This window comes from Sulfurimonas sp. (genome assembly GCF_023228785.1).
GTDB lineage: Bacteria > Campylobacterota > Campylobacteria > Campylobacterales > Sulfurimonadaceae > Sulfurimonas.
On the sequence record NZ_JALOAN010000038.1, the window covers coordinates 1 to 21,633 of the forward strand.

The window sequence follows — 21,633 nt, forward strand, 5'->3', positions numbered from 1 at the left end:
TATATCACCAATAATATGCAATATACGATCTTTATTTTCAAAAAAAATATCATATACAGATTTAGAAATAATTGTCTTATTTATTTAGAAAAATGAGACTGCAAAGAAGAAGTTCTTTCACAGTCTCCTCTGCGTGGGAATGCATAGATATAAGAACTGCACAAAGATATATATACTCCAACGCGGAGCATTGGAGCTAGAGAGAGAACTTTGCTCTGTGTGGTTTTGGAGTTTATTTACTAGGTTGAAACCTCATTTGCTAAAAAGAGACTAAGACTCTTGTGTCTTAATCCCCTTAGATTCCACAAGCATTGCATCTAGCAGCTCAAAGAGTTTGTTTGATGCATCTTCCATGTTGTCGAAGTTTTTAATGATGTTGTCTGCATTATTTAGCGTTGTGACTTTGGCATCTGCGTCTATGAAGTCTAAGTTTGTATTTGCACTGTTGTGAACTGTAGCGTGAGGATTTGAGATCTTTGCAAATGTTGAAGTAGTTGCGAATCTTTTTTTACCCTCATTATCATACCATTGCCCAAGACTACAATCATGCGGAGTTTGGTTGTTTAGAAGTCTATCTAGCGACATAACAGAGTTGTATGCACGAGACTTGTAGAGTATGTGATCAAGTTTTGCAAGAACAACAAATATAGAATTTTCCATCCCATAAGAGTAGTCAACGATCTGGCTTGAAGTATCGCTAAGTTCAACTAGAGTTCCCTCAAATTCATTTATCTTTGATGCTGAGAACTCAACTGTGCTTTTCATCTTAGTAGAACTCTCTTGGATCTCGTTCATCTCTTGTTGTAGCGACTTGATGGAAGCTGAGATCTCTCCTGTAGCTTTGTGAGTTCTCTCCGCTAATTGTCTAACTTCATCAGCAACTACTGCAAAACCTCGCCCATGTTCACCTGCACGCGCTGCTTCTATGGCAGCATTTAGAGCAAGGAGGTTTGTTTGATCTGCTATGTCTGTTATAAGTTCTATAATAGAAGTGATATCATTTGTTTGATTTGCTAGGTCACTTATACTATGGTTTGAGACGCTTACTTGCTCGCTTAAATCTACTAGCTCGTTGACAATTTCGTTGATGTTTTCTCTAGAGTTTATTGCAAGATTTGAAGCTGATTTTGTGGCTTTTGTGACTTCTTTTAAATTACCAATATTTTCTCTTAGATTGCTGATGATTAGCGAGAGAGACTCTGAGACATTTATACTTTTTGCACTTAGCTTTGAGTTGAAAGTATCTCTTGCCGCCTTTTGGCTCTGTTCTTTCATAAATTCTATACTTGTCTCAACACTTTTTAGGGCTTCTACAAACTCTCCTTGCATATCTGCTGAGGATATTTTATGAGTGAAGACTCCTTTTGAAGCCTCGGTTATAGTTGTGTGTGTTTCTCTTATAAGTTTTTTTATGTGACCTATGAGAGTTGAGAGTTCTGCTCCTAAGATACCAAGCTCTGTCTCTTTGTTATACTTTGTACTGTCTTTGTGTGAGAAGTCACCTTTTGCAGCGTGAGTTATAAGAGTGATAAAGTCTGAAATACCACTTGTGATGGACTTTCTAATACTAAGAGCCAAGATAAATACTACAAAAGCTAAAAGCAGACCACCTGCAAGTGAGAAAAACTTATAAAAAGTTAACTCATCTTCAAGAGAATTGGAATCCTTAGTAAGCTCTTCTTTTTTATGTTTAACAAGCTTTTTAAATGAGTCTCTTGACGCGTTCGCAAAGGGTGTTAAGTCGTTTTTATATTTTGCATATATGCCGACTTTGTTGTTTTTTATATCATTGCTACTAAGTGATTCCATCATTTTGTTAGAGTTGTTTAAAAAGAGCATTGTAGAAGTTTTTGCATCTTTGACCATCACTAAAGAGTCATCATCTTTCATCATAGACTCTAATGACGAGAAATGTTTTTCTATACTCTGTATGGACTCTGAGAGCTTTTTCATATCATGCTCATAGTCGCCACCGAGCATAATGTCTCTTGTTGTTCTACTTATATAGTTTAGGTTTTTTTCAATTTCTAGAGTGTGTAAGGCTCCTAACATTGAGTTTTTATGAAGGTGTTCATATTTTGATTCTATATGGCTCATAGCCCAAAAAATAAAAATAGTAGCTGCTAAAACAGACATGCTCACCAACAACACGAAAAAGTTCATCTTTTTTTGGATACTTATATTTGAAAACATGTGCAGACCTTATGTTTTATATCGTTCTTACATTCTAGCTAAAAAATAAGAAATATTTATAAAACAAAAGTTAAAAAGAGGTATTTATTATAAATTTGTGATTAAATGAGTATTTTAAAGATACATTAGTTGTGATAATAATATGATAATAACTACTAAAGTAAAAGGAAAAAGATGACTTGTAAATACCCAAGGTTGGATCCCGAAAAAGACTTGATTTACACCTCTTAAACCTAACCAAAGTCCTAAAGTAGCTTTTATGCCTAGAAGAACTTGAAAGTATGAAGGTCCAGTATCTTGTATCTCTCCAAAGACTACAAAAAACATATAAAGTCCAGTTATAACTGCAACTATAAGAGCTTTTGGAACAACTTTTCTTACATGAATCATGATAGATTCTCTAGCTTTTGTATGCTCATCAGAGCTTAATGTTTGAGGCATCTTAGATAAAAAAAGAATATCTACAAATAAAAAACCTCCATAGATAAAAACCGAAAAAATATGTATGGTGTGAATGATAGTGTAAGTGATGATGACTCCTTGAAAAAATCATTTTAACATAAGTTATAAAGAAAAGTGGTTGCTCTAAGTCAATAACTTTTTTAAAAAAGATTATTATAGTAGAATTACAAAACTATATCAAAAGATATTTTTGGAGACTAAATGAAGAGTAAAAAGATAGATAAGATGCCAGCTAGACTAGATCTATTGCAAAGTGCTACTGGACTTATTTTGGGTGTTTTTATAATGGGACATATACTTTTTGAGTCTTCCATATTAATTAGTAATGAGATGATGTATAGAGTGACTATCATGTTTGAGGGTTACTACTTTTTTGGAGAGAGATATCCAGGCATTATCTCTTTTTTTGCTGGGGCTATTTTTGTGATATTTATAGTTCATGCGGCCGTTGCTCTTAAAAAATTTCCAAACAATTACAAACAACATAAGCTTATGAAAAACCATATAACTAGCTTTAAGCATGAGGATACACATTTGTGGATCGTTCAAATACTTAGTGGCTTTATTATGCTTTTTATCGGATCTGTACATCTTTATACAATGATGGCAGAACCACAAAATATAGGACCATTTGCATCTGCTTTTAGAGTAGTGAATCAAAACATGGCACCGTTATACTTTTTGCTTCTTTTATCAGTTGTTTCTCACGCTTTTATAGGACTCTATAGACTAGCTCTAAAATGGGGCTTTATGGAGGGTAAAAACACAAAAACATCAAGAAGAAGATTTAAGTTTTTGATGAAAGCTTTTATTGCTCTTTACATAATAATAGGCTCACTTAGTCTTGCAAAATACATATACATAGCTTACACCAATGACTTACAAGCAGATACAAGATACCAATCTACAACTATAAATATGAAGGTCCACTAGATGAAAGTTATATATACAGATGTTTTGATCATTGGCGGTGGTTTGGCAGGTTTGAGAGTGGCTACGGGAGTCAAAGAGAGAGGTCACGATGCTATTGTTTTATCTCTTGTTTCTCCAAAAAGATCTCACTCTGCAGCAGCGCAAGGCGGTATGCAAGCAAGTTTGGCAAACTCTAAGATGGGAGAGGGCGACAATGAAGATGTTCACTTCTCAGACACCATAAAGGGGAGCGATTGGGGAGCTGATCAAGATGTAGCTCGTATGTTTACTCACTGTGCTCCAAAAGCGATAAGAGAGCTTGCACATTGGGGAGTTCCATGGAGTAGAGTTCATAGAGGAACTAGAGAGGCTATCATAAATGCTAAAAAAGTGAACATCACTGAAAAAGATGAGGCTCACGGACTTATAACAGCTAGGGATTTTGGAGGAACTAAAAAGTGGCGAACTTGCTATACCTCTGATGGAACTGGTCACTCAATGCTTTACGCGATGGATAACAAGGCTCATGAGCAAGATGTTGAGATCCATGAGAGGCTTGAAGCAATTTCACTTATACATGAAAATCAAAAATGTTATGGTGCAGTTGCAAGAAACCTGATGAGTGGCGAGTTAGTAGCCTATGTCTCAAAAGCTACAACTATCGCAACTGGTGGATATGGTCGCATCTATAGTGTCTCAACAAATGCCATCATCTGTCAAGGAATTGGTCAAGCTATTGCGTTAGAGAGTGGAGTTGCAACTTTAGGAAATATGGAAGCAATTCAGTTTCATCCAACTGCAATAGTTCCCGTTGGAATACTCACAACTGAGGGCTGTCGTGGAGATGGTGGACTTTTGTTGGATAAAGATGGATATAGATTTATGCCAGACTATGAACCTGAGAAGAAAGAGCTTGCATCTCGTGATGTAGTAAGTAGAAGAATGACTGAACATATAAGAGCTGGCAAAGGCGTAAAATCAAAATATGGAGATCACCTTTGGCTTGATATCACTATACTTGGACGTGAGCATATTGAGAAAAATTTGCGTGAAGTAAAAGAGATCTGTGAGAACTTTTTAGGGATAGATCCAGCGGTTGATTGGATCCCAGTTCGTCCAACTCAACACTACTCAATGGGTGGTATCAGAACAAAATATACAGGCGAATCTCAAACTATGAAAGGTCTTTATTCTTGTGGAGAAGCAGCTTGTTGGGATCTGCACGGATTTAACAGACTTGGCGGAAACTCTGTTAGTGAGACCGTTGTAGCTGGGATGTTGGTAGCTGAGTATATAAGTGATTTTTTAGACTCAAAAGAGAGTGATATGACGATTCATAGTGCTAAGATAAAATCATTTGTTCAAGCTGAACAAGAGAAATTAGACAAACTTTTAAGCCATGAAAATGGAGAAGACGCTTATGTTCTTCGTCGCCGTATGGAAGAGATAATGATGGAAAAAGTTGGGATCTTTAGAAATGGAATCGAGCTTAAAGAAGCAGTGGATGAATTGGAAGAACTTCTTCTTAGAAGTAAAAACATAGAAGTCTTTCGATCAAAGAGTCGAGCTGCAAATCCTGCTCTTGTAAATGCTTACAGAACTCAAAAGATGATAAAAGTGGCACTGACTTGCGCTCTTGGAGCATATCTAAGACAAGAGAGTAGAGGTGCTCATTCAAGAGAAGATTTCCCAGCACGTGATGATGAAAATTGGTTAAAGAGAACTATCACCTCATGGCCAGATCCACAGCAGACTATGCCGAGTGTGAGTTATGAGCAGATAAATATTGAGACTATGGAGATGGCTCCTGGATTTCGCGGTTATGGCAAAGATTTGACAAAACATCATCCAATGACAGCTCTTAGAGAGCAAAAAGTGCAAAATATTACATCAAAACTAGAAGGTGAGGGCTTAGATAGATTTGCTATTCAAGATGCAATCATGCCTTTTATGGATAAACTACCTAAGAAGTATAGAGAGATAAATGAAAGATTTGGAGAAAACATATGAGTCTTGAGAAAAAAGAGCGACTCTTAAAGATTAGCATCTTGCGGTTTGATCCAAATGATCCAGAAGATTTTCCAGAGATGGAAACTTTTGAAGTTGAGGAAGCTGATGGTATGACGCTTTATATAGTTTTAAATGAGATAAGAGAACATCATGATAACTCTTTGAAGTTTGACTTTGTCTGTCGTGCTGGTATTTGTGGAAGTTGTGCAATGCTTGTAAATGGGCGACCAACTCTGGCTTGTCGAACTCTTACTGCTAAGCTTGATGAACATATAACTCTAGCACCGCTTCCCCTTTTTGAGCTCATAGGAGATCTATCTATCCACACAGGAAAGTGGATGCGTAACTTAAATGAGCATCTAGAGACTTGGATACATGACAAAGAGAACGAGATGAACTTTGACAAACTTGAAGAGCGTATGGAGCCTGAGTTAGCTGATGAGATCTATGAGATTGATCGTTGTGTTGAGTGTGGATGTTGCGTTGCTGGATGTGGAACTATTCAGATGAGACCGTCATTTACTGGTGCAGTTGGGCTTAACAAGATAGCACGTTATCATTTAGATCCACGAGATAAAAGAAGTGATGAAGAGTATTATGAGCTTATCGGAGATGAAGATGGTGTTTTTGGTTGTATGACACTTTTGGGATGTCAAGATGTTTGTCCAAAAGATCTACCACTTCAAAGTAAGATAGCCTATCTTAGGAGAATGATGTTAAAAACATCTATGAAAAATTAAGGAGTCACTTATCAAAAAATTAATTATATTTGTAATCTTAACACTGCCACTTTTAGCTGTAGAATCAAAATTTGCGCAGATGCCTTTTCTTTCTAAACAAATTAGTCTAATTCATCAGATGAATGAAAGCAATACTACTCAAGAGAAAATTATGCTCATTGCACAAGAGCAAAAAAATCTTTACTCAAAAAAACTAGATGAGTTTTTGACAGATAAAGAAGAGTTTATAAATAGCTATAAAAATTTTAATGCTGAAATCTTTGCATTAGAAAAAGTTATCAAGTTAAATAAGCGTCTAGGAAATAACTATGCTGTAGTACGAGATGAGGTCTTAGTGAAGTCTTACAAACTTTTAGATGCTCAAAGTGATATGATAAAAAGCATCCTAAGAGCCTTAGATGATATGGAGTTTGTGGAGTATCAAACTTATATGAGTGAAATGTTTGCAAAAAATCAAGAGTACAATGCAGAACTTACTAGTGTTGATTATTTTGATATTTTAGCCCTAAATCAAGACTCAGCAATCTTAAAACAAGCTCAACAAAACATCAAAGATTATTATGCACTTATAGAGATAAATGCTGATGTCTTAAAGTACTTATCAATGTTTGAAAAAAAGATGTATAGGTTAAATAAGTACTCAAAATTTAATCTCATAAATCCAGTTATCTCTATAAATAATACAAGCATTGCACAAAAAGTGAACTCTATTATAGAGCCATATGGTTTTAGTGTTGTAAAGATTTTGTTTATGATAGTTGTCTCAATTTTGATGTATATTCTTCGCACATATATCTACATAAAAATAGAGTCCTTTATAGTTGAGATACACTCTTTGAAAAAATACTCTCAAGATATTTTAAAAAGTATCAGAAAACCTATGGAGATTGTGATGATCCTCTTAGGGATAGAGGTTTTAATCTTTATCTATTATGACTTTTCGGGCGTCGGTATTTTAAATGAGCTCTTTAAAATCTCTTATGCGATCTTGCTAACGTTTATGATTTATAAGGTAGTAAACAACATTGCCTTTATAAAGATACATGAGATCCAAGCAGTTGATAAAAAAATCAAAAGAGAAGTTATAAATGTTGGTATTAAGATAATCAACTTTATTATTATGGTTATTGGTTTACTTATAGTTCTCTATCTCGCTGGTGCAGATCTAACTGCAATCCTCTCAGGTCTTGGCATCGGTGGTTTGGCAGTTGCACTTGCATCTAAAGACTCTTTAGCTAACTTTTTTGGAACTCTCTCTATCCTCTTTAGTGATGTTTTCTCTCAAGGGGATTGGATCGTTGTAAATGGCTTAGAAGGAACTGTAGTTGAGATTGGTCTAAGAGTTACAACGCTAAGAACTTTTGATAATGCTATCATCGCTATTCCAAACTCTATACTTACAAATAAAGAGGTCAAAAACTGGAACAAACGCTCACTTGGTCGTAGGATAAAGATGAGTGTTGGTGTTAAGTATGACTCTAAGAGCGAAGATTTGAAAAATGCAGTAGCACAGATTCGAAAAATGTTAGAAGAACATCCACAAATTGCTACGGTAAATACAGAGTTTAACTATGAGTCAACTAGAAGTTCAAAGCTTGTCTCAAGAGAAGATGAGATAGGTATAAAAAAGACACTACTTGTTTATCTTGATGAGTTTGCACCCTCTAGCATAAATATACTGGTATACTGTTTTTCAAAGAGTGTAGTTTGGGATGAGTGGCTTGAAGTAAAAGAAGATGTTTTATTTAAAATTATGCAGATTTTAGAGCAAAATTCATTAGAATTTGCATTTCCATCGATGAGTCTCTATCATGAGTCTAATCAACCTAGCTAATGATAGTTTCAGACTTTCGTGATAAAATCATCACTTTTAAAAACCTTATTAATCTCGAAAAACGAGTTTTTCGTAGCTTTAGAGGGTTGCAAGGGACAATCTGTCCCTGCCACTGAAACGGACAAGTTCGTTTTAGTCTATAAAATAATATAAGGTTATAATAATGCAACAAACAAAATCTAGAGTAAATATCTATGCACTTCTCTCTCGTATATTAATGCAAGAGTTAGATGTTGAGATGCTAAAAATGATAAAAAAAGATAAAAATGTTTTAGATTTTTTTCCAACACTTAAAGAGTGGGAACCACTAAATGAGATTTCAGAAGAGAAACTCTTAGCTGAGTATATAAACCCTGACTTTGTAAACCTCTCTATTCTTCATCTCATACCTTATGAGTCTTTTTATGTAAGAGATGATCAGATGATAGAAACTGGAGGTGCTAATCCTGTGACTGATATGTATAGCGCTTACAACTTTATGGTTGACTACGAAGCTTCTAGAACAGTTTCATCAGATCATATAGGAATAGAGTTTGAATTTATGCATCATCTATGTCAGGCAGAATCAAAAGCACTAGAAGATGGTGAAATGATCTCAGTGGCAGAGATAAGAGCAGTAGAGTTAGAGTTTTTACAAAAGCACCTAGTAAAATGGGCACCACTCTATCTTATAAATATGAAGTATGAGGCAAGAACTCCGCTCTATTATGATGCTGCAGAGATGGCACTAGAATTTTTACTAAGTGATCATGAGTACTTAGTAGATGAGATAAAACAAAGAGAGATGATATAAGCAAATGTCATTAATCTCTCTTAGTGCTAGCAAGTGTGTCCGCTCTCTTGCAAGAGAGAGTCAGTGCAACAAGTGCGAGCTAATCTGTCCAACTGATGCAATAGTAGTAGCAAACAATCCACTACCATCCATAAACTTCTCAGCATGTGTTGGTTGTGGTGCTTGTGATGCGATATGTCCGAGTGAAGCACTATCTTTAGATAACTTTAGTGCTAGTGAGTTTTTCTTTGAGTTTATAGATGGCGAGGAAAACCTTATTTCTTGTGCTAAGAATGTTCCTTGTATTGCAGCTTTGAGTGTTGAGTATATGATCTCACTTGCAGTTTTAAAAAAAGAGATTGTGCTAGATCTAGGGCATTGCGACAATTGTGCAATTGCTCACAAATGTAAACTTCAGATAATTAAAAACTATGAAGAGGCTTCTTATGTTTTAGGGGCTATGGAGAGTGAGGCTAAAATTAGTCTTAAAGATCTATGCTATGAAGCAAAAGAGCTAGAAAAACTAAGTAACAGAAGAGAGTTTTTTAGCTCCATTACACTTGGTAATGTTGCAAAAGCGAAACATTCATTTGAGGGTGAAGTTAAAAAAGCTACTGATGAGTTAGTTGAGCATACCTTGCAAAAAGAAGATATAGAACTTCTTAGAAAAAAAAGAATCACACATAGAAGAAAACTGCTTTATAGCTCTATAAAGAGAGTAGAAAAACCATCTACTTACCATGTTATAGATGCAAATGAGTTAAGTTTTACTTCGCAAAAACTCCTTGATGAGGATAGTTGTACAGCTTGTCAAATGTGTTATAGAGTCTGTCCAACAGGAGCACTTAGCTCGGACATAAAAAATTCTAAGATAGATTTTGATCCACTGCTTTGCATAAAGTGTAGTGTTTGCCATGATGTTTGTGCGCCTAACGCTATCACTCTTAGTGGCACATATAAAGTAAAAGAATTTTTTGAGCCAGCTGTGCAAAATCTTGTATCTTTTAATGTACGAAGATGTGATGAGTGTAACATCATCTTTAGTACAAATTCTGATGAGAAGATGTGTTATAGATGTAAGGCAGAAGAAGAAGAGGCTCGCGAACTTTGGGGCATAAGTGAGGATATGTAGTTATGATGAACAGTGCAAATACGATAAGCAAAAAGACTAAACTATTTGGTTTCATAGGCGAGCATGCTGGAGTGAGTAGGTTTAGTGCAGTTATAAACAAGATGTTTAAAGCAAATAGTGATGATGTGATGATGATACCGATGAATATCCGCGAAGATGATCTATACTTTACTCTCTCAAATATGAAAAAGTCAGAGGTAAGTGGAGCAGTAATATCAAACGAATATGTACAAGAGATACTAGATCTACTAGATGAGGCATCATCTCTTGTTAAAAAAACTGGAATGTGTGACATAGTTTTTAGAGAGGTTGAATGCTTGCGGGGAGATATCTTTAGCATTAGAGTTTTAGTTGAGCACCTAAAAGATCTAAGAGTCTCAAAAATTGCGATGATTGGGACATCTTCACATGCTAAAGCTTTTTCATATCTCTCTTGCGGGTTTGATATTAGTTATTTTGATGAAAATCTTGAGAACTTGATGAATTTTACCAAAGAACTAGAGATAAAAGATGCAGATATAAATAGAATAACTAGCCAAATGAATCTAGATCTAGCAGAGTATGATGCTCTACTTGATTTCTCAATATTTGACTCTTTAAGTATGATAGAGAAGTTACCAAAAGAGTCGTTTGATATGAAAAATACAAAAGAGTTCTCAGCTCTTAAAAAAAGAGCAAAAGAACTAGATGCCAGCTACACAAGTTATGATGATATGATAGAAAAACTAGCATCCCAAGTTTATAAAACTATAAAATAAGGAAAAATTAGATGAAAAAAGATGATTTTAGCGATCTTCGTGCAGAGTTTGATAAGTTTGTAAGTGATAACTGCTCACTAGATGATGAAAAATTGAACGACCAAGATGCAGGTGATAAGGAAGATGAAGAGCCAGTTCCACAGTTTGTAGATGCATTAACTTCAAAACTCTTATCCCCAGCCATTAGCGGAATCTATCTCTCAAGATTAGATATCAAGAGAATTGCAGAGGCCATAGATGAGTCCATACCTATAAAAGAGCGCACGAAAATGGTTAGAGCTCTATTTAGACATACAACAAGAAAAGAGTATCTAAAAGATGCATTTACTGAGATAGACAAGCACATAAATGGTCGTATCATGATATATAAAGAGCTAGGTGAAGCCTTCTCTGCTTCTAAAGCTATTTTTGATGACTATATTAAAAAAGCTAACAAGACTAAGAAGATGTTTGCAAACATTATAGAAGATTTCCAAGAGATAGAACCCTCAAGTGACCCTTTGAATATTTAGGTTTTATTTCTCGTTCCATCCTCTCTAGAGGTGGAATAAATAGCAGAAGCAGGTGTGAGGAGTTTAGATGAAAGAGATAGTTTTTACATAATACCTTGAATCTGTAACCACCCTTGCCATATAATAGCACTTGATATTCCAGCTGCAAAACCTGCGATGATATCATCGCCCATAACTCCAATACCACCCTTTACCTCTCTGTCTATGCGACCGATAATAGATGGTTTTTTGATGTCAAAATATCTAAAGAGTGCAAATGAAAGTAGGGCTTGGATCAAAAAACCATTTTCAAAGTTTGTTATCTCACCCATTGAGATACTCATAGCAGGAGCCACACTTAGTGCAAACCACATTCCTGCTAACTCATCAATTACAATGCGCGTATCATCATGGATCTTAGTTTTCTCTTCATACTTATTTATCTCTCGGATAGCTATGATACTAATGAGAACTGTTGCTAAAAAAAGAGTCTCTACTGTAAAAAACATAAGTACTAATATGCCTAAAATCAGAGCTACAAAGCTTCCCATAGTCCCAGGTGCTTTTGGGAAGAGTCCGCTATATCCCAATGTTAAAAAAAACCAATTCAAAATAAAAATCCTAAGTAAGTGATGTTGTTTGGTAGAGTTTCATAAGTTCTAGATAAAAATCTTTCTCTGTTCGCTCTTCTAAAAGTCCCTCTATTGGAAGGATGTCATAGTATAGTTTTTCTAGATTTTTAAATCTTTTTGGAAAAAGTTTTGAGAGTATATGAGCTGATATCTCTTTTCTTACCAAAATAGTAGGAGGTAAAAGACCTAACTCTAAAAGTTCTAGTATGGAGTTTGAGTTGTAAGAGATTTGGTGGTGTTGCCCATGTGGACAAGTGTTTTTACTAACTAGTGTAGTACATTTATCACAGTAGACATATTCGCTCGCTATGTTTATCTCTATATCTATTCCAATCACTTTATCTATAATAGATTTGTCTGAATTACAATCATAAAACATACCAAGTCCAGCATGATTTCGACCAATTGTGAGTCTATCTGTTCCATAGTTTTTAGCAACTATTGCGTCTATAATGATCTCATTGTATCCACCAAATATATAACTATTGTCTAGTGGAACTACTAAAACATGATTTTTTGTAAGATAGTTGTTTATAAAAAAGTCAAGTGTCTCTTTTCTCGTTTCATAATCTAAATTTGACTCTGTATATGATTTTAGTAAAAATATAACTAGTAGATCTGTGTCTTCAAGACTATGTCTTATGAGCCTCTCATGAGCGCGATGTAGAGGATTTGCAGCCATTACAAGTGATGTGGTATGCTTTGCTGCTATGGCAAGTTGAGCATTTTTTATACTCTCTTTAATCTTACTTGAAGACTCATTGCAAAGAGTGTAATCTCCACAAACTCCAAGTGTGCCAAGCCTATTTATAGTCGCAGCAACACCAGGATGGCTAATATCATCAGTCCCATAAATGTGTCTAATCCTCTCACTTGGATCTATAGGAAAAACTTCATCTACTATAAGAGTTGCAAAAGGTTTATCCTTGAAGAGTATAGTTAGCTCTTCTCCAACTTCAAGGCTCTTTAAAACTTTTGCGTTTTTCTTTCCTGATGGAGCTAAGATAAAAGGAAAAGGAAATGTTTTTCCATTTATTAGACCAGTTTCTAATACACTTTGACTCTCTTTTGATCCCATTAGAGAAGTAGCAGGAAGTAACAACCCATCTTTTAGTAACTCTAAAGCAGATGCAGCTTCTTCATCTATGAGAAGAGTTTTATTTTTTCTTGATGATGTCATATTTCTTTCGTTTTTCCCATAAACTTTTACGGCTGATGCCTAGCTTCTTAGATAATTCTATATCTGGAAACTTGTACTGATAATTGAGCACAATATACTTTACATAATCTTCTATCGGTAAAATATCGCCTTGATCAAAAATGTTGTTTTCACTCTTTATCTCTAAGACGCGGTGTTCTACATTTTCTATCTTGTCTGTACTAGAGACTATAGCCTTTTTATTGGCAATAAGAGAACAAAAAGTCTTCTTGTCCCCTTTTTTTAGCGTTTGATAGTCTATTATGTAGAGAATTGCATCTTGATTTAGTGACTCTATCTCACTTATAGCTTTAGGATCACTCAGAGTTATAAAGTAAATAGGTAGATCTTTTTCATAAGCATGTTCAAAAGCAAAAGCATCAGAGTGCTTTTGAAATGAAGAAGAGATAAAAATAGGTAGTTCTATAGAGTCATGATCATACTCATGAGTTAGAGTTGAAAAAGAGTGAGTTAGGTATTTTTTGTAAGCTACATCTCTCTTTTTTAGTTTTTCATAATCTTGATAGTGGTTTATCTTTCTGACTAACTCTTCTATCATAAAGGGTTTTAGTATATAGTCTTTAGCCCCTGCACTAAGTGGTTTTGAGACAGTGTCATTTGATATATAAGAAACCATAAGAATAATTATGGCACTTCTAAAGGTCTCTATGACAGGGTTAAAATCTTGTCCGTTTATGTTGGTTGAGAGAAGGACAACATCATAATTGTTACTCTTTATAGCATCTTTTGTAGATGTACACAGTTCACATACATGACCTAAATCGCCTAGCTTTGTAGCAATACTTTGTGCTAAATAAACTTCGTTTTCTATAATTAATATCTTCAAATTTTCGTCCAATCAAAATATTTTAAATTTGCATTTGCAATAACTCCAACGCCTTCACTTCGACCTATAAAGCCGAGTTGCTCAGTTGTTGTAGCTTTTATGTTTACTCTAGAATTCTCACATCCTAAAATAGCAGCTATTGTCTCACGCATAGCAAACTTATAGCTACCAATGCGCGGTGTTTGAGCAGCTATAGTTATATCTACATTTATTATAACAAAACCAAACTCTTTTATCTTTGTGCAAACTTTAGTAAGAAGCACTTTAGAGTCTATATTTTTGTACTCATCGCTATTATCAGGAAACATTTCTCCTATATCCCCCATGCCACTAGCACCAAGAAGTGCATCAATAAGAGCATGAATAGCTACATCGCCATCACTATGTGCTTTAAAACCAAACTCTGAATCAATCTTTACTCCACAAAGATGCATCTCTTTTTTATCTTCAAATGCATGAACATCAAAGCCAGTACCAACGAAGGTGTCGTTTGATGGAGGTGTAAGGCATGGAAGTTTTTTTAAGTCTTTAGCGTATGTAATTTTATCAGCATCAGCCATGCCGTGGATAAATTTTCTTGACCCACCAAAGGCAACTATAGCGCTGCTCTCATCTGTGTACTCTATTTCTGTATCTAATGCTGATTTTAGGACTTTAGTTTTTGAGAGTTGAGGAGTTTGGATTCTTTTAACTTTTTCTCTATCTATGGTTTTATCTTCATAAACAATAGTGTCATTAACACTAAGATAGGGAACCACACAATCTGCGGTAAAAGCATGAGATATGATTGACTTTAAAAAGCTCTCATCTATGCAAGGTCTTGCTATATCACTAACGAGAACATACTCGCTACTAACTTCACTAAGAGCATTTTTAAGAGATTTTCCTCTTGTGGTAGAACCCTCTACAAATGTAAATGAGTCATAAAACTTCATAAAGGCGATGTCATCTTTTGAAGAGGTAATAATTATTTTACTAAAAAGTTTAGTTTCTACACACTTACGAGCGACAAATTGCCATAAAGGCTCATTCTCAATACGCAACCACTGTTTCTTAACGTCGCAATCAAAGCGACTAGAACTCCCAGCGGCTAGTAAAATAAGTGTAATATCAGCCAAATATGCTCCTCGTATATAAAAGTGTTACGAAATTATACACAGACAAAGCTTTTTTTTCTCTTTTTTTTAAAACTAGAGTGCTAGAGTAACTTTGAAGATTTATTTGTTTAGTAACTTAATGCTACTTTAACTTTATTTGATTATATTTGCACATTCTTTTAGATAAGTTGCAAAGATGCATCTCCATAATATGATTTAAGGATTTGTATAAAAATTAAGGAGAAAATATGAGGACTTCATGGGTAAAAAAACGCCAAAATGACTCTGTAAAAACTCAGATGTATTATGCAAAGAAGGGTATAATTACTGAGGAGATGGAGTATGTTGCAAAAGTAGAAGACCTATCCCCTGAACTTGTAAGAAGTGAGATAGCAAGAGGGCGACTAATCATCCCTGCAAATGTAAATCACACATCTTTAGAGCCAATGGCTATAGGAATAGCAGTAAAGTGTAAGATAAATGCAAATATCGGCTCATCTGCTATTGCATCTGATGTTGCAGGTGAAGTTGAAAAAATGCAAGTATCGCAACACTACAAAGCTGATACTGCTATGGATCTCTCAACTGGAGGAGATTTAGATGAGATAAGAAGAGCAGTCATTGCATCTTCAAAGATACCAATAGGTACAGTTCCTATCTATCAAATACTTCACGATGTAGGAAATAAGATAGAAGATCTCAGCATCGAAGTTATGCTTGAAGTTTTAGAGCGCCAAGCAAAACAGGGTGTGAGCTACTTTACAGTACATGCTGGTTTTTTGCTAGAGACTATGCCAAAGATTGCAAAGCGAAAGATGGGAATAGTAAGTCGTGGTGGCTCACTTATGGCTGCATGGATGATGCACTACCATAGAGAAAACCCTTTCTATACAGCTTTTGATGATATTTTAGATATCTGTGCAAAGTATGATGTAGCACTTAGTTTAGGAGACTCTCTTCGTCCTGGCTGTTTAGCAGATGCATCTGATGATGCACAACTAGGTGAGCTTAAAGTTTTAGGTGAACTCACACTCCGGGCGTGGGAGAAAAATGTTCAGATCATGATAGAGGGTCCTGGGCATGTTCCACTAAACCAAATTGAGAGAAACATGAAGCTTCAACGTGAGCTTTGCCATGAAGCTCCATTTTATATACTTGGACCATTAGTTACAGACATTGCTGCTGGATATGATCATATATCTTCAGCTATTGGTGCTGCGGTTGGCGGTTGGCATGGTGCTAGTATGCTCTGTTATGTAACACCAAAAGAGCATTTAGGTCTTCCAAATGCAAATGATGTTCGTGAAGGCATCATAGCTTACAAGATTGCAGCACATGCGGCAGATATCGCAAGAGGTCGCAAGGGAGCTAGAGATATAGATGATGAGATGAGTGACGCTAGATATGCTTTTGACTGGGAGAGACAGTTTGAGTTAGCACTTGACAGCGAGAGAGCTAGAGAGTACCACGATGAAACACTTCCGCAAGATGTTTTTAAAGAAGCAGAGTTTTGTTCGATGTGTGGACCAAAGTTTTGTTCTTACAAAATAACTCAAAATATTATGGATAATCCAGAAGCTATAGAGCAGATCTCAAGAGAAAACAAAGAAAGAGAAGCAAAAGAGAGAGAAGAAGCCGAGTCTTTGGCTTAAAAAAAAGAGTTAATTGATATAGGACAATTTTTGTCTTATTTAGATATGATATAGTTCTTACATTGATGCTAAGTGTTAGTTGTATCAGGGCTTTTCGGAAGTGAGACTTCAGCCTCACTTCCTAATAGTGTAACAAATTAATAAAAAGGAAATATTTAAAAATGACTAATGAAATAGTAAATTCAGCACTATCAAAAGTTATGTATCCGGGTTTTACTAAGGATATAGTGACTTTTGGTTTTGTAAATAGTATAGAGATTAAGGGCAATGATGTTAGTTTCAATGTAGAGATAACATCGAGTGCACCTGAAGTTGCAAAGCAGATAACTGACGATGCAACTAAAGAGCTAAAAGCTGTAGGCGTGGCAAATGTTACATGTAACATCAAAGCTCCAAAAATGCCAGAAGCTCCAAAACCAAAGAGCAAAAACATAGCTCCACAAGTTAAAAACTTTTTGATGGTGAGTTCTGGAAAAGGTGGAGTTGGTAAGTCAACTACATCTGTAAATATTGCTATAGCACTTGCGGCTCAGGGCAAAAAAGTGGGGCTCTTAGATGCTGACATCTATGGTCCAAATATTCCTCGTATGATGGGTATATCAGATATCAAGCCAGAGATCAATGGAAACAAAGTTCTTCCTATAAAAGCTTATGGCATTGAAGTTATGTCTATGGGTTCACTTATGGAAGAGGGACAATCTCTTATGTGGCGTGGTGCTATGATTATGAAGGCAATCGAGCAGTTTTTAAGAGATATTCTTTGGTCAGAACTAGACTGTTTAGTTATCGATATGCCACCAGGAACTGGTGATGCACAACTAACTCTTGCTCAAAGTGTACCAGTGACTGCAGGACTTGTTGTAACTACTCCTCAAGCTGTCTCTATTGATGATTCTCGTCGTTCATTAGATATGTTTAAAAAACTTGATATTCCAATAGCTGGAATAGTTGAGAATATGAGTGGATTTATCGCGCCAGATACTGGTGTTGAGTATGATATCTTTGGTAAAGGAACATCACAGCCAATGGCAGATGAGTTCGATACTAAAATAATTGCTGAGATTCCAATCGAATCAAGTATCAGAACTGGTGGAGATGAAGGTAAACCTATTACTTTTGTAAATCCAACTAGTGAGAGTGCAAAGAGATATGCAACAGCTGCTGAATCTATTTGGGCTACAATCGAAGCTGTAAATGCAGCTGGTGGTGCTTCAAATGAATCAGTACAACCTACAACCCCTCCAGGGGTTTCCGCTTGCTCAACTTGAGTTTAGCGCATCTTTTAAACACTTAACTAACGGCGCACAAATGCGTCGTTAGATCTTACATAAAAATAGACTTCTTATTTGTTACCACTATATGATTTTTTACTTTACCAAGGTTTTTCGTTTTTTTTATCATTTTCAATTCTTTCTTTGTTTAGTCTATAGAGATAAGTGTTTTGCCTAGAGTTTAACTTCTCAACCCATTTTATTTCTTCTAAATCACTCATCTTTTTAGATTTTAAATCTGACTTGGCATCACCGCCTTTGTTTTGAACTTCTTTTTTTTCTTTATTTTTTAACTCTTTTGCTTGTTCTTGATTTGCATCATTGTTATTGTCATTATCTGAGTTTTTGTCACTATTATCTTCATCATTTTTTGCATCATCAGAATCTTCCTTTTGTTTATCATTGGGATTTATCTTCTCTTGTGATTTTTTATTTTTTGACTTATCTTTATTTTTAGAATTTTTGTTTTTGTTTTTATTGTTTTCATCATTCGCTTCATCTGAATCGTCACCACTTTCATCGGTTTTTTGCTCTTTATATTCTATATCTTCATCTTGCTTTTGTTCATCTTCTTTATTTTCTTCTAAAACTTTTAAAACAGCTTCTAAGTTTTCTCTTGTATGAAGATCTTCTTTGATCCTTAGTGATACTTCATAATGTTTTACTGCTCGCTCTAGAGTATTTATAGTACCTAAGCGCACAAGAGCATTACCCATATTGGATAGCTTTTTAGCTTTTAACTCTTTATCCAGAACTCTTGCAAATGAGTAAGCACTTAAAGCTTTTAAATACTCTTTTTGTTTGTAGTAAGAATTTCCAGTATTATAATAAGCCTCTGCATTATCAGTCTTTTGTGCATATTTTTCATAAATTTTTGCAGAGGAATTGTAATCTTTTGCTTCGTAAAACCTCTTTGCCTTTGCCAACTCCTTAAAATCAAACATATCTCCAATAACAGGAGAAGTGTTTACTACTAATAAAAAGAATATAAAAATAGATGCTGAGATATTGTGCTTAATGATTCTTTCAACAGAGTTAAAAGCAATGAGTAAGATAAGTATTGCTAGTATTATTGGGTAGTGGAATAGGGCTTCATACCTTTGTATCTCCTGACTTTTTAACTCTTTATGTTCAGAATTATTTATGATTTCATTAAACATGACATCAATATCCTGTGAAGATGTTGTATTTTGAATATATACACCGCCGGTCTCTGTAGCAAGCTTAGAGATAGATTCATTTAGTGTTGATATTATGATCTCATTGTTATATTTTATAAGAGGGCCATCTTGCTTCTTTATAGATGCACCAAGCTCAGTTCCCATGCCTAGAACAAAAACTACGATGCCTTTTTCTTTTGCAAAGTTTATCTCAGCCGAAAAATCTCTGTCATCTCCGCCATCACTTAAAATTAACAGATATTTTTTATCTGCAGTAGTCTTAATCTCTGCTACAGTACCTAGCATTGTGAGTATATCTGTACCTTTTTGAGTTATGCTTGATGTATCAAGTTTTGAGAGTAAAAAAGAGACAGTCTTTTTATCAAAACTAATTGGAGAAACAAGATAACTATTTTTTGCAAAAGCTAGCACTCCTACTCTATCTTTTGTAGTTTTTTGTATTAGCTCAAGAGCTTTTTTCTTAGCCAACTCAAGCCTATTTGGATATAGATCCTCGCACAACATAGAGTCTGAAATATCTAAGGCTATTATGATATCGCCACCTATTGCCTTGACCTTTACAGATCCCTCTTTTAGTACTGGTTCTGTTGATGCTATTATAATAAGTAATCCTGCTAAAAATAAGAGAGAATTTCTTTTTCTTAGTGAGAGTGAATTAGAGTTTATTTTTAACTTATCCATTATCTCTTTTGAGAAGAAGTGTTCATGTGATTCTTTTTTTATCAATATATATGCGTAAACTATTATAAGTGGAGGAAGTAAAAGCAAGAAAAATTCAGGATGTAAAAAAGTCATTAAAGTTACCCTCTTTTATTTCTAAAAAACATATAAAGGAGTAAAGATAAAAATGAGATAAGTAGAGGAATAATATAAAAATATCTTAAAAAACTAAATGTTTCATTATCTATCTCTGATTTTTCTAACTCATTTATCTTTTCATATATAGTGCTAAGTTCACTTGCATTTACTGCCCCAAAGGAGACTCCTCCTGTTTGTTTTGCAATGTAAGAGAGCATCTTTTGATTGTACTCATGAGGTCTTCCTATACCAATAGGATAAACTTTTACACCATATTTTTTAGCAAAATCAATGGCTATATCAATAGGAAACTCACTATCAGGAGTGTTATATCCATCAGTGAGTAAAATAGCAATTTTTGTTGTTGATTTGGCTGATTTGAGTAGGTTTACACCTTGAGCTAATGACTCAAAAAGGGCGGTAAATGGCCCAGCCATTCCGATATATAGATTTGATACTACATCTTTTAAGATCTTGGCATCATAAGTTAGAGGTGATGCTATAAAAGAGTATGTACCAAAAACAACAACGCCCATATTGTCGTTTTTTCTACTTATAATAAAGTCAGATACTATCTCTTTTACAGCGTCAAAACGAGTTAAATTTCTGTTATTTTCATCAAAACCTTTCTCTTTCATAGAGTCTGATGCATCAAGAATCAGAGCTATTTCATAACCTTTTTTTGGTTCTAGCTCATAAGGTTCATCTTTTACAGGAGACATAAGTGAAATTATAAGCATCACAAGGCTAAGCCACTTTAAAAAGAGTAGAAGCTTAGATCCACCGCTTGATAATTTCATAAACTTTGCGATATGGGGGAAATAAAAAGATGGTATTTTCATCTTACAAATAATTGCACAAAGAATAAAAAGTATAAGCACAAGCGCTACATATGGGTGTTGAAAATAAAGTCCATCAAACATCTGCTTCACCCCTATGCTACGCTATTTATATATAAGTCTATTATCTGATATAATACAAAAGTTCAACTTTTCATAGCTTAAATATACAAAGACTTATAAAATGATAAATAAACCACTACAAATCATACTAATAACTACTGCTCTTTTTTCTTACGAAATAAATTTAGGTAGATCACCAAAAATTCAAAAAGAAGAAGTAAAACCAAAGGTAGCTATAGCTTTAATCAGAGATGATTCAAAAGAATTAGTGTTGGATAAGAGCACAGGCTTGATGTGGCAAGATAATCTTGATGCTAAAACTATAAGAAAAAATCGTAAAGATGCAAAACAATATTGTCGAAGTTTAGTTTTTGCAGGGTATGATGATTGGTACTTACCAAGAGTAAAAGAACTAAAATCTATAGTAGATGAAAAAAGATTTGATCCAGCTATAAGAGTTGGATTTAAAAATGTTGCAAGTGATCACTATTGGACATCTTCACCAAATCTCTCAGATACAATGAATGCCTTAAACATTGATTTTAAAAGTGGTAAAACCTACAATAACACTAGAATAGGCAAGTGTTATATTAGGTGTGTTAGAGGTAATTATAATCTCTTAATATAAGAGAGTTTACCTTAGATCTTGGCTGAGAGTGTAAAATAAACTGTGTAAACCCACCTTCTATCTCTAAATTACTTAGTGTATTTTGACACAATTTCGCTGAAAAAGATACTAAGTTGAGGATAA

19 protein-coding genes are annotated in these 21,633 nt (G+C 34.8%); 11 read left to right on the forward strand and 8 right to left on the reverse strand.

The window, feature by feature from the left end; all coding sequences use genetic code 11:
• Positions 1–270: 270 nt before the first annotated feature.
• Entirely contained in the window at positions 271–2,193 is a 1,923-nt protein-coding gene (locus M0Q24_RS09415) for a methyl-accepting chemotaxis protein (protein WP_295050064.1), read from the reverse strand.
• A gap of 114 nt (positions 2,194–2,307) precedes the next feature.
• A complete protein-coding gene (locus M0Q24_RS09420) occupies positions 2,308–2,634 on the reverse strand; it encodes a hypothetical protein (RefSeq protein ID WP_295050066.1) in 327 nt (108 codons plus the stop codon).
• Positions 2,635–2,856: 222 nt separating this feature from the next.
• Here M0Q24_RS09420 and M0Q24_RS09425 point away from each other — a divergent pair, with 222 nt between their 5' ends.
• From M0Q24_RS09425 to M0Q24_RS09460, 8 genes are all read left to right on the forward strand, one after another.
• Positions 2,857–3,588, forward strand: a complete 732-nt coding sequence (locus M0Q24_RS09425; protein ID WP_295050068.1) for a fumarate reductase cytochrome b subunit — start codon at positions 2,857–2,859, stop codon at positions 3,586–3,588.
• A complete protein-coding gene (locus tag M0Q24_RS09430) occupies positions 3,589–5,577 on the forward strand; it encodes a fumarate reductase flavoprotein subunit (RefSeq protein ID WP_295050070.1) in 1,989 nt (662 codons plus the stop codon).
• Positions 5,574–6,317, forward strand: a complete 744-nt coding sequence (locus tag M0Q24_RS09435) for a fumarate reductase iron-sulfur subunit (RefSeq protein WP_295050072.1) — start codon at positions 5,574–5,576, stop codon at positions 6,315–6,317. Before M0Q24_RS09430 ends, M0Q24_RS09435 begins: the two co-directional genes overlap by 4 nt.
• A 118-nt stretch (positions 6,318–6,435) precedes the next feature.
• Entirely contained in the window at positions 6,436–8,151 is a 1,716-nt protein-coding gene (locus tag M0Q24_RS09440; protein ID WP_295050073.1) for a mechanosensitive ion channel family protein, read from the forward strand.
• 163 nt (positions 8,152–8,314) lie between these two features.
• On the forward strand, positions 8,315–8,944 hold the full coding sequence (locus tag M0Q24_RS09445) for a molecular chaperone TorD family protein (RefSeq protein ID WP_295050075.1): 630 nt from the start codon (positions 8,315–8,317) through the stop codon (positions 8,942–8,944).
• Between the two features lie 4 nt (positions 8,945–8,948).
• On the forward strand, positions 8,949–10,055 hold the full coding sequence (locus M0Q24_RS09450) for a 4Fe-4S binding protein (protein WP_295050077.1): 1,107 nt from the start codon (positions 8,949–8,951) through the stop codon (positions 10,053–10,055).
• Positions 10,056–10,057: 2 nt separating this feature from the next.
• A complete protein-coding gene (locus tag M0Q24_RS09455) occupies positions 10,058–10,813 on the forward strand; it encodes a hypothetical protein (RefSeq protein WP_295050079.1) in 756 nt (251 codons plus the stop codon).
• An 11-nt stretch (positions 10,814–10,824) separates the two neighbouring features.
• Positions 10,825–11,325 carry a hypothetical protein gene (locus M0Q24_RS09460; RefSeq protein ID WP_295050081.1) on the forward strand — a complete coding sequence of 167 codons (501 nt, stop codon included), beginning with the start codon at positions 10,825–10,827 and terminating at the stop codon, positions 11,323–11,325.
• Between the two features lie 83 nt (positions 11,326–11,408).
• Here the strand turns inward: M0Q24_RS09460 and M0Q24_RS09465 are convergent, their stop codons facing one another.
• From M0Q24_RS09465 to M0Q24_RS09480, 4 genes are read right to left on the reverse strand one after another with little or no spacing between them, the layout of a single operon-like run.
• Positions 11,409–11,915, reverse strand: coding sequence for a phosphatidylglycerophosphatase A (locus M0Q24_RS09465; protein ID WP_295050083.1), 507 nt, complete (start codon positions 11,913–11,915; stop codon positions 11,409–11,411).
• Between the two features lie 10 nt (positions 11,916–11,925).
• Positions 11,926–13,116, reverse strand: a complete 1,191-nt coding sequence (locus tag M0Q24_RS09470; RefSeq protein WP_295050085.1) for a sulfate adenylyltransferase — start codon at positions 13,114–13,116, stop codon at positions 11,926–11,928.
• Positions 13,094–13,981: a response regulator gene (locus M0Q24_RS09475; protein WP_295050087.1), complete on the reverse strand. Its 888-nt coding sequence runs from the start codon at positions 13,979–13,981 to the stop codon at positions 13,094–13,096. The genes M0Q24_RS09470 and M0Q24_RS09475 overlap by 23 nt, the downstream gene beginning before the upstream one ends.
• The gene (locus tag M0Q24_RS09480) at positions 13,978–15,099 is read right to left on the reverse strand and encodes a bifunctional 2-C-methyl-D-erythritol 4-phosphate cytidylyltransferase/2-C-methyl-D-erythritol 2,4-cyclodiphosphate synthase (protein ID WP_295050089.1); all 1,122 of its coding nucleotides are present in this window, start codon (positions 15,097–15,099) and stop codon (positions 13,978–13,980) included. The genes M0Q24_RS09475 and M0Q24_RS09480 overlap by 4 nt, the downstream gene beginning before the upstream one ends.
• A gap of 227 nt (positions 15,100–15,326) precedes the next feature.
• Here M0Q24_RS09480 and thiC point away from each other — a divergent pair, with 227 nt between their 5' ends.
• Together thiC and M0Q24_RS09490 are read left to right on the forward strand one after the other, a co-directional pair.
• Complete coding sequence (gene thiC, locus M0Q24_RS09485; protein WP_295050091.1) at positions 15,327–16,730, forward strand: phosphomethylpyrimidine synthase ThiC; 1,404 nt, start codon at positions 15,327–15,329, stop codon at positions 16,728–16,730.
• Between the two features lie 161 nt (positions 16,731–16,891).
• The gene (locus tag M0Q24_RS09490) at positions 16,892–17,998 is read left to right on the forward strand and encodes an Mrp/NBP35 family ATP-binding protein (RefSeq protein WP_295050093.1); all 1,107 of its coding nucleotides are present in this window, start codon (positions 16,892–16,894) and stop codon (positions 17,996–17,998) included.
• 104 nt (positions 17,999–18,102) lie between these two features.
• Here the strand turns inward: M0Q24_RS09490 and M0Q24_RS09495 are convergent, their stop codons facing one another.
• Positions 18,103–19,977: a VWA domain-containing protein gene (locus tag M0Q24_RS09495; RefSeq protein ID WP_295050095.1), complete on the reverse strand. Its 1,875-nt coding sequence runs from the start codon at positions 19,975–19,977 to the stop codon at positions 18,103–18,105.
• A 5-nt stretch (positions 19,978–19,982) separates the two neighbouring features.
• Positions 19,983–20,903 carry a VWA domain-containing protein gene (locus M0Q24_RS09500; protein WP_295050097.1) on the reverse strand — a complete coding sequence of 307 codons (921 nt, stop codon included), beginning with the start codon at positions 20,901–20,903 and terminating at the stop codon, positions 19,983–19,985.
• A 100-nt stretch (positions 20,904–21,003) separates the two neighbouring features.
• On the opposite strand from M0Q24_RS09500, the gene M0Q24_RS09505 reads away from it, so the two are divergent.
• Positions 21,004–21,510 carry a DUF1566 domain-containing protein gene (locus tag M0Q24_RS09505; protein WP_295050098.1) on the forward strand — a complete coding sequence of 169 codons (507 nt, stop codon included), beginning with the start codon at positions 21,004–21,006 and terminating at the stop codon, positions 21,508–21,510.
• Positions 21,511–21,633 lie beyond the last annotated feature (123 nt).

What these genes read in the sequence shown, in the direction of transcription:
- M0Q24_RS09415 (WP_295050064.1), bottom strand. Translation starts at nt 2,193, where the DNA reads ATGTTTTCAAATATAAGTATCCAAAAAAAGATGAACTTTTTCGTGTTG.
- M0Q24_RS09420 (WP_295050066.1), bottom strand. Translation starts at nt 2,634, where the DNA reads ATGCCTCAAACATTAAGCTCTGATGAGCATACAAAAGCTAGAGAATCT.
- M0Q24_RS09425 (WP_295050068.1), top strand. Translation starts at nt 2,857, where the DNA reads ATGAAGAGTAAAAAGATAGATAAGATGCCAGCTAGACTAGATCTATTG.
- M0Q24_RS09430 (WP_295050070.1), top strand. Translation starts at nt 3,589, where the DNA reads ATGAAAGTTATATATACAGATGTTTTGATCATTGGCGGTGGTTTGGCA.
- M0Q24_RS09435 (WP_295050072.1), top strand. Translation starts at nt 5,574, where the DNA reads ATGAGTCTTGAGAAAAAAGAGCGACTCTTAAAGATTAGCATCTTGCGG.
- M0Q24_RS09440 (WP_295050073.1), top strand. Translation starts at nt 6,436, where the DNA reads ATGAATGAAAGCAATACTACTCAAGAGAAAATTATGCTCATTGCACAA.
- M0Q24_RS09445 (WP_295050075.1), top strand. Translation starts at nt 8,315, where the DNA reads ATGCAACAAACAAAATCTAGAGTAAATATCTATGCACTTCTCTCTCGT.
- M0Q24_RS09450 (WP_295050077.1), top strand. Translation starts at nt 8,949, where the DNA reads ATGTCATTAATCTCTCTTAGTGCTAGCAAGTGTGTCCGCTCTCTTGCA.
- M0Q24_RS09455 (WP_295050079.1), top strand. Translation starts at nt 10,058, where the DNA reads ATGATGAACAGTGCAAATACGATAAGCAAAAAGACTAAACTATTTGGT.
- M0Q24_RS09460 (WP_295050081.1), top strand. Translation starts at nt 10,825, where the DNA reads ATGAAAAAAGATGATTTTAGCGATCTTCGTGCAGAGTTTGATAAGTTT.
- M0Q24_RS09470 (WP_295050085.1), bottom strand. Translation starts at nt 13,116, where the DNA reads ATGACATCATCAAGAAAAAATAAAACTCTTCTCATAGATGAAGAAGCT.
- thiC (WP_295050091.1), top strand. Translation starts at nt 15,327, where the DNA reads ATGAGGACTTCATGGGTAAAAAAACGCCAAAATGACTCTGTAAAAACT.
- M0Q24_RS09490 (WP_295050093.1), top strand. Translation starts at nt 16,892, where the DNA reads ATGACTAATGAAATAGTAAATTCAGCACTATCAAAAGTTATGTATCCG.
- M0Q24_RS09495 (WP_295050095.1), bottom strand. Translation starts at nt 19,977, where the DNA reads ATGACTTTTTTACATCCTGAATTTTTCTTGCTTTTACTTCCTCCACTT.
- M0Q24_RS09500 (WP_295050097.1), bottom strand. Translation starts at nt 20,903, where the DNA reads ATGTTTGATGGACTTTATTTTCAACACCCATATGTAGCGCTTGTGCTT.
- M0Q24_RS09505 (WP_295050098.1), top strand. Translation starts at nt 21,004, where the DNA reads ATGATAAATAAACCACTACAAATCATACTAATAACTACTGCTCTTTTT.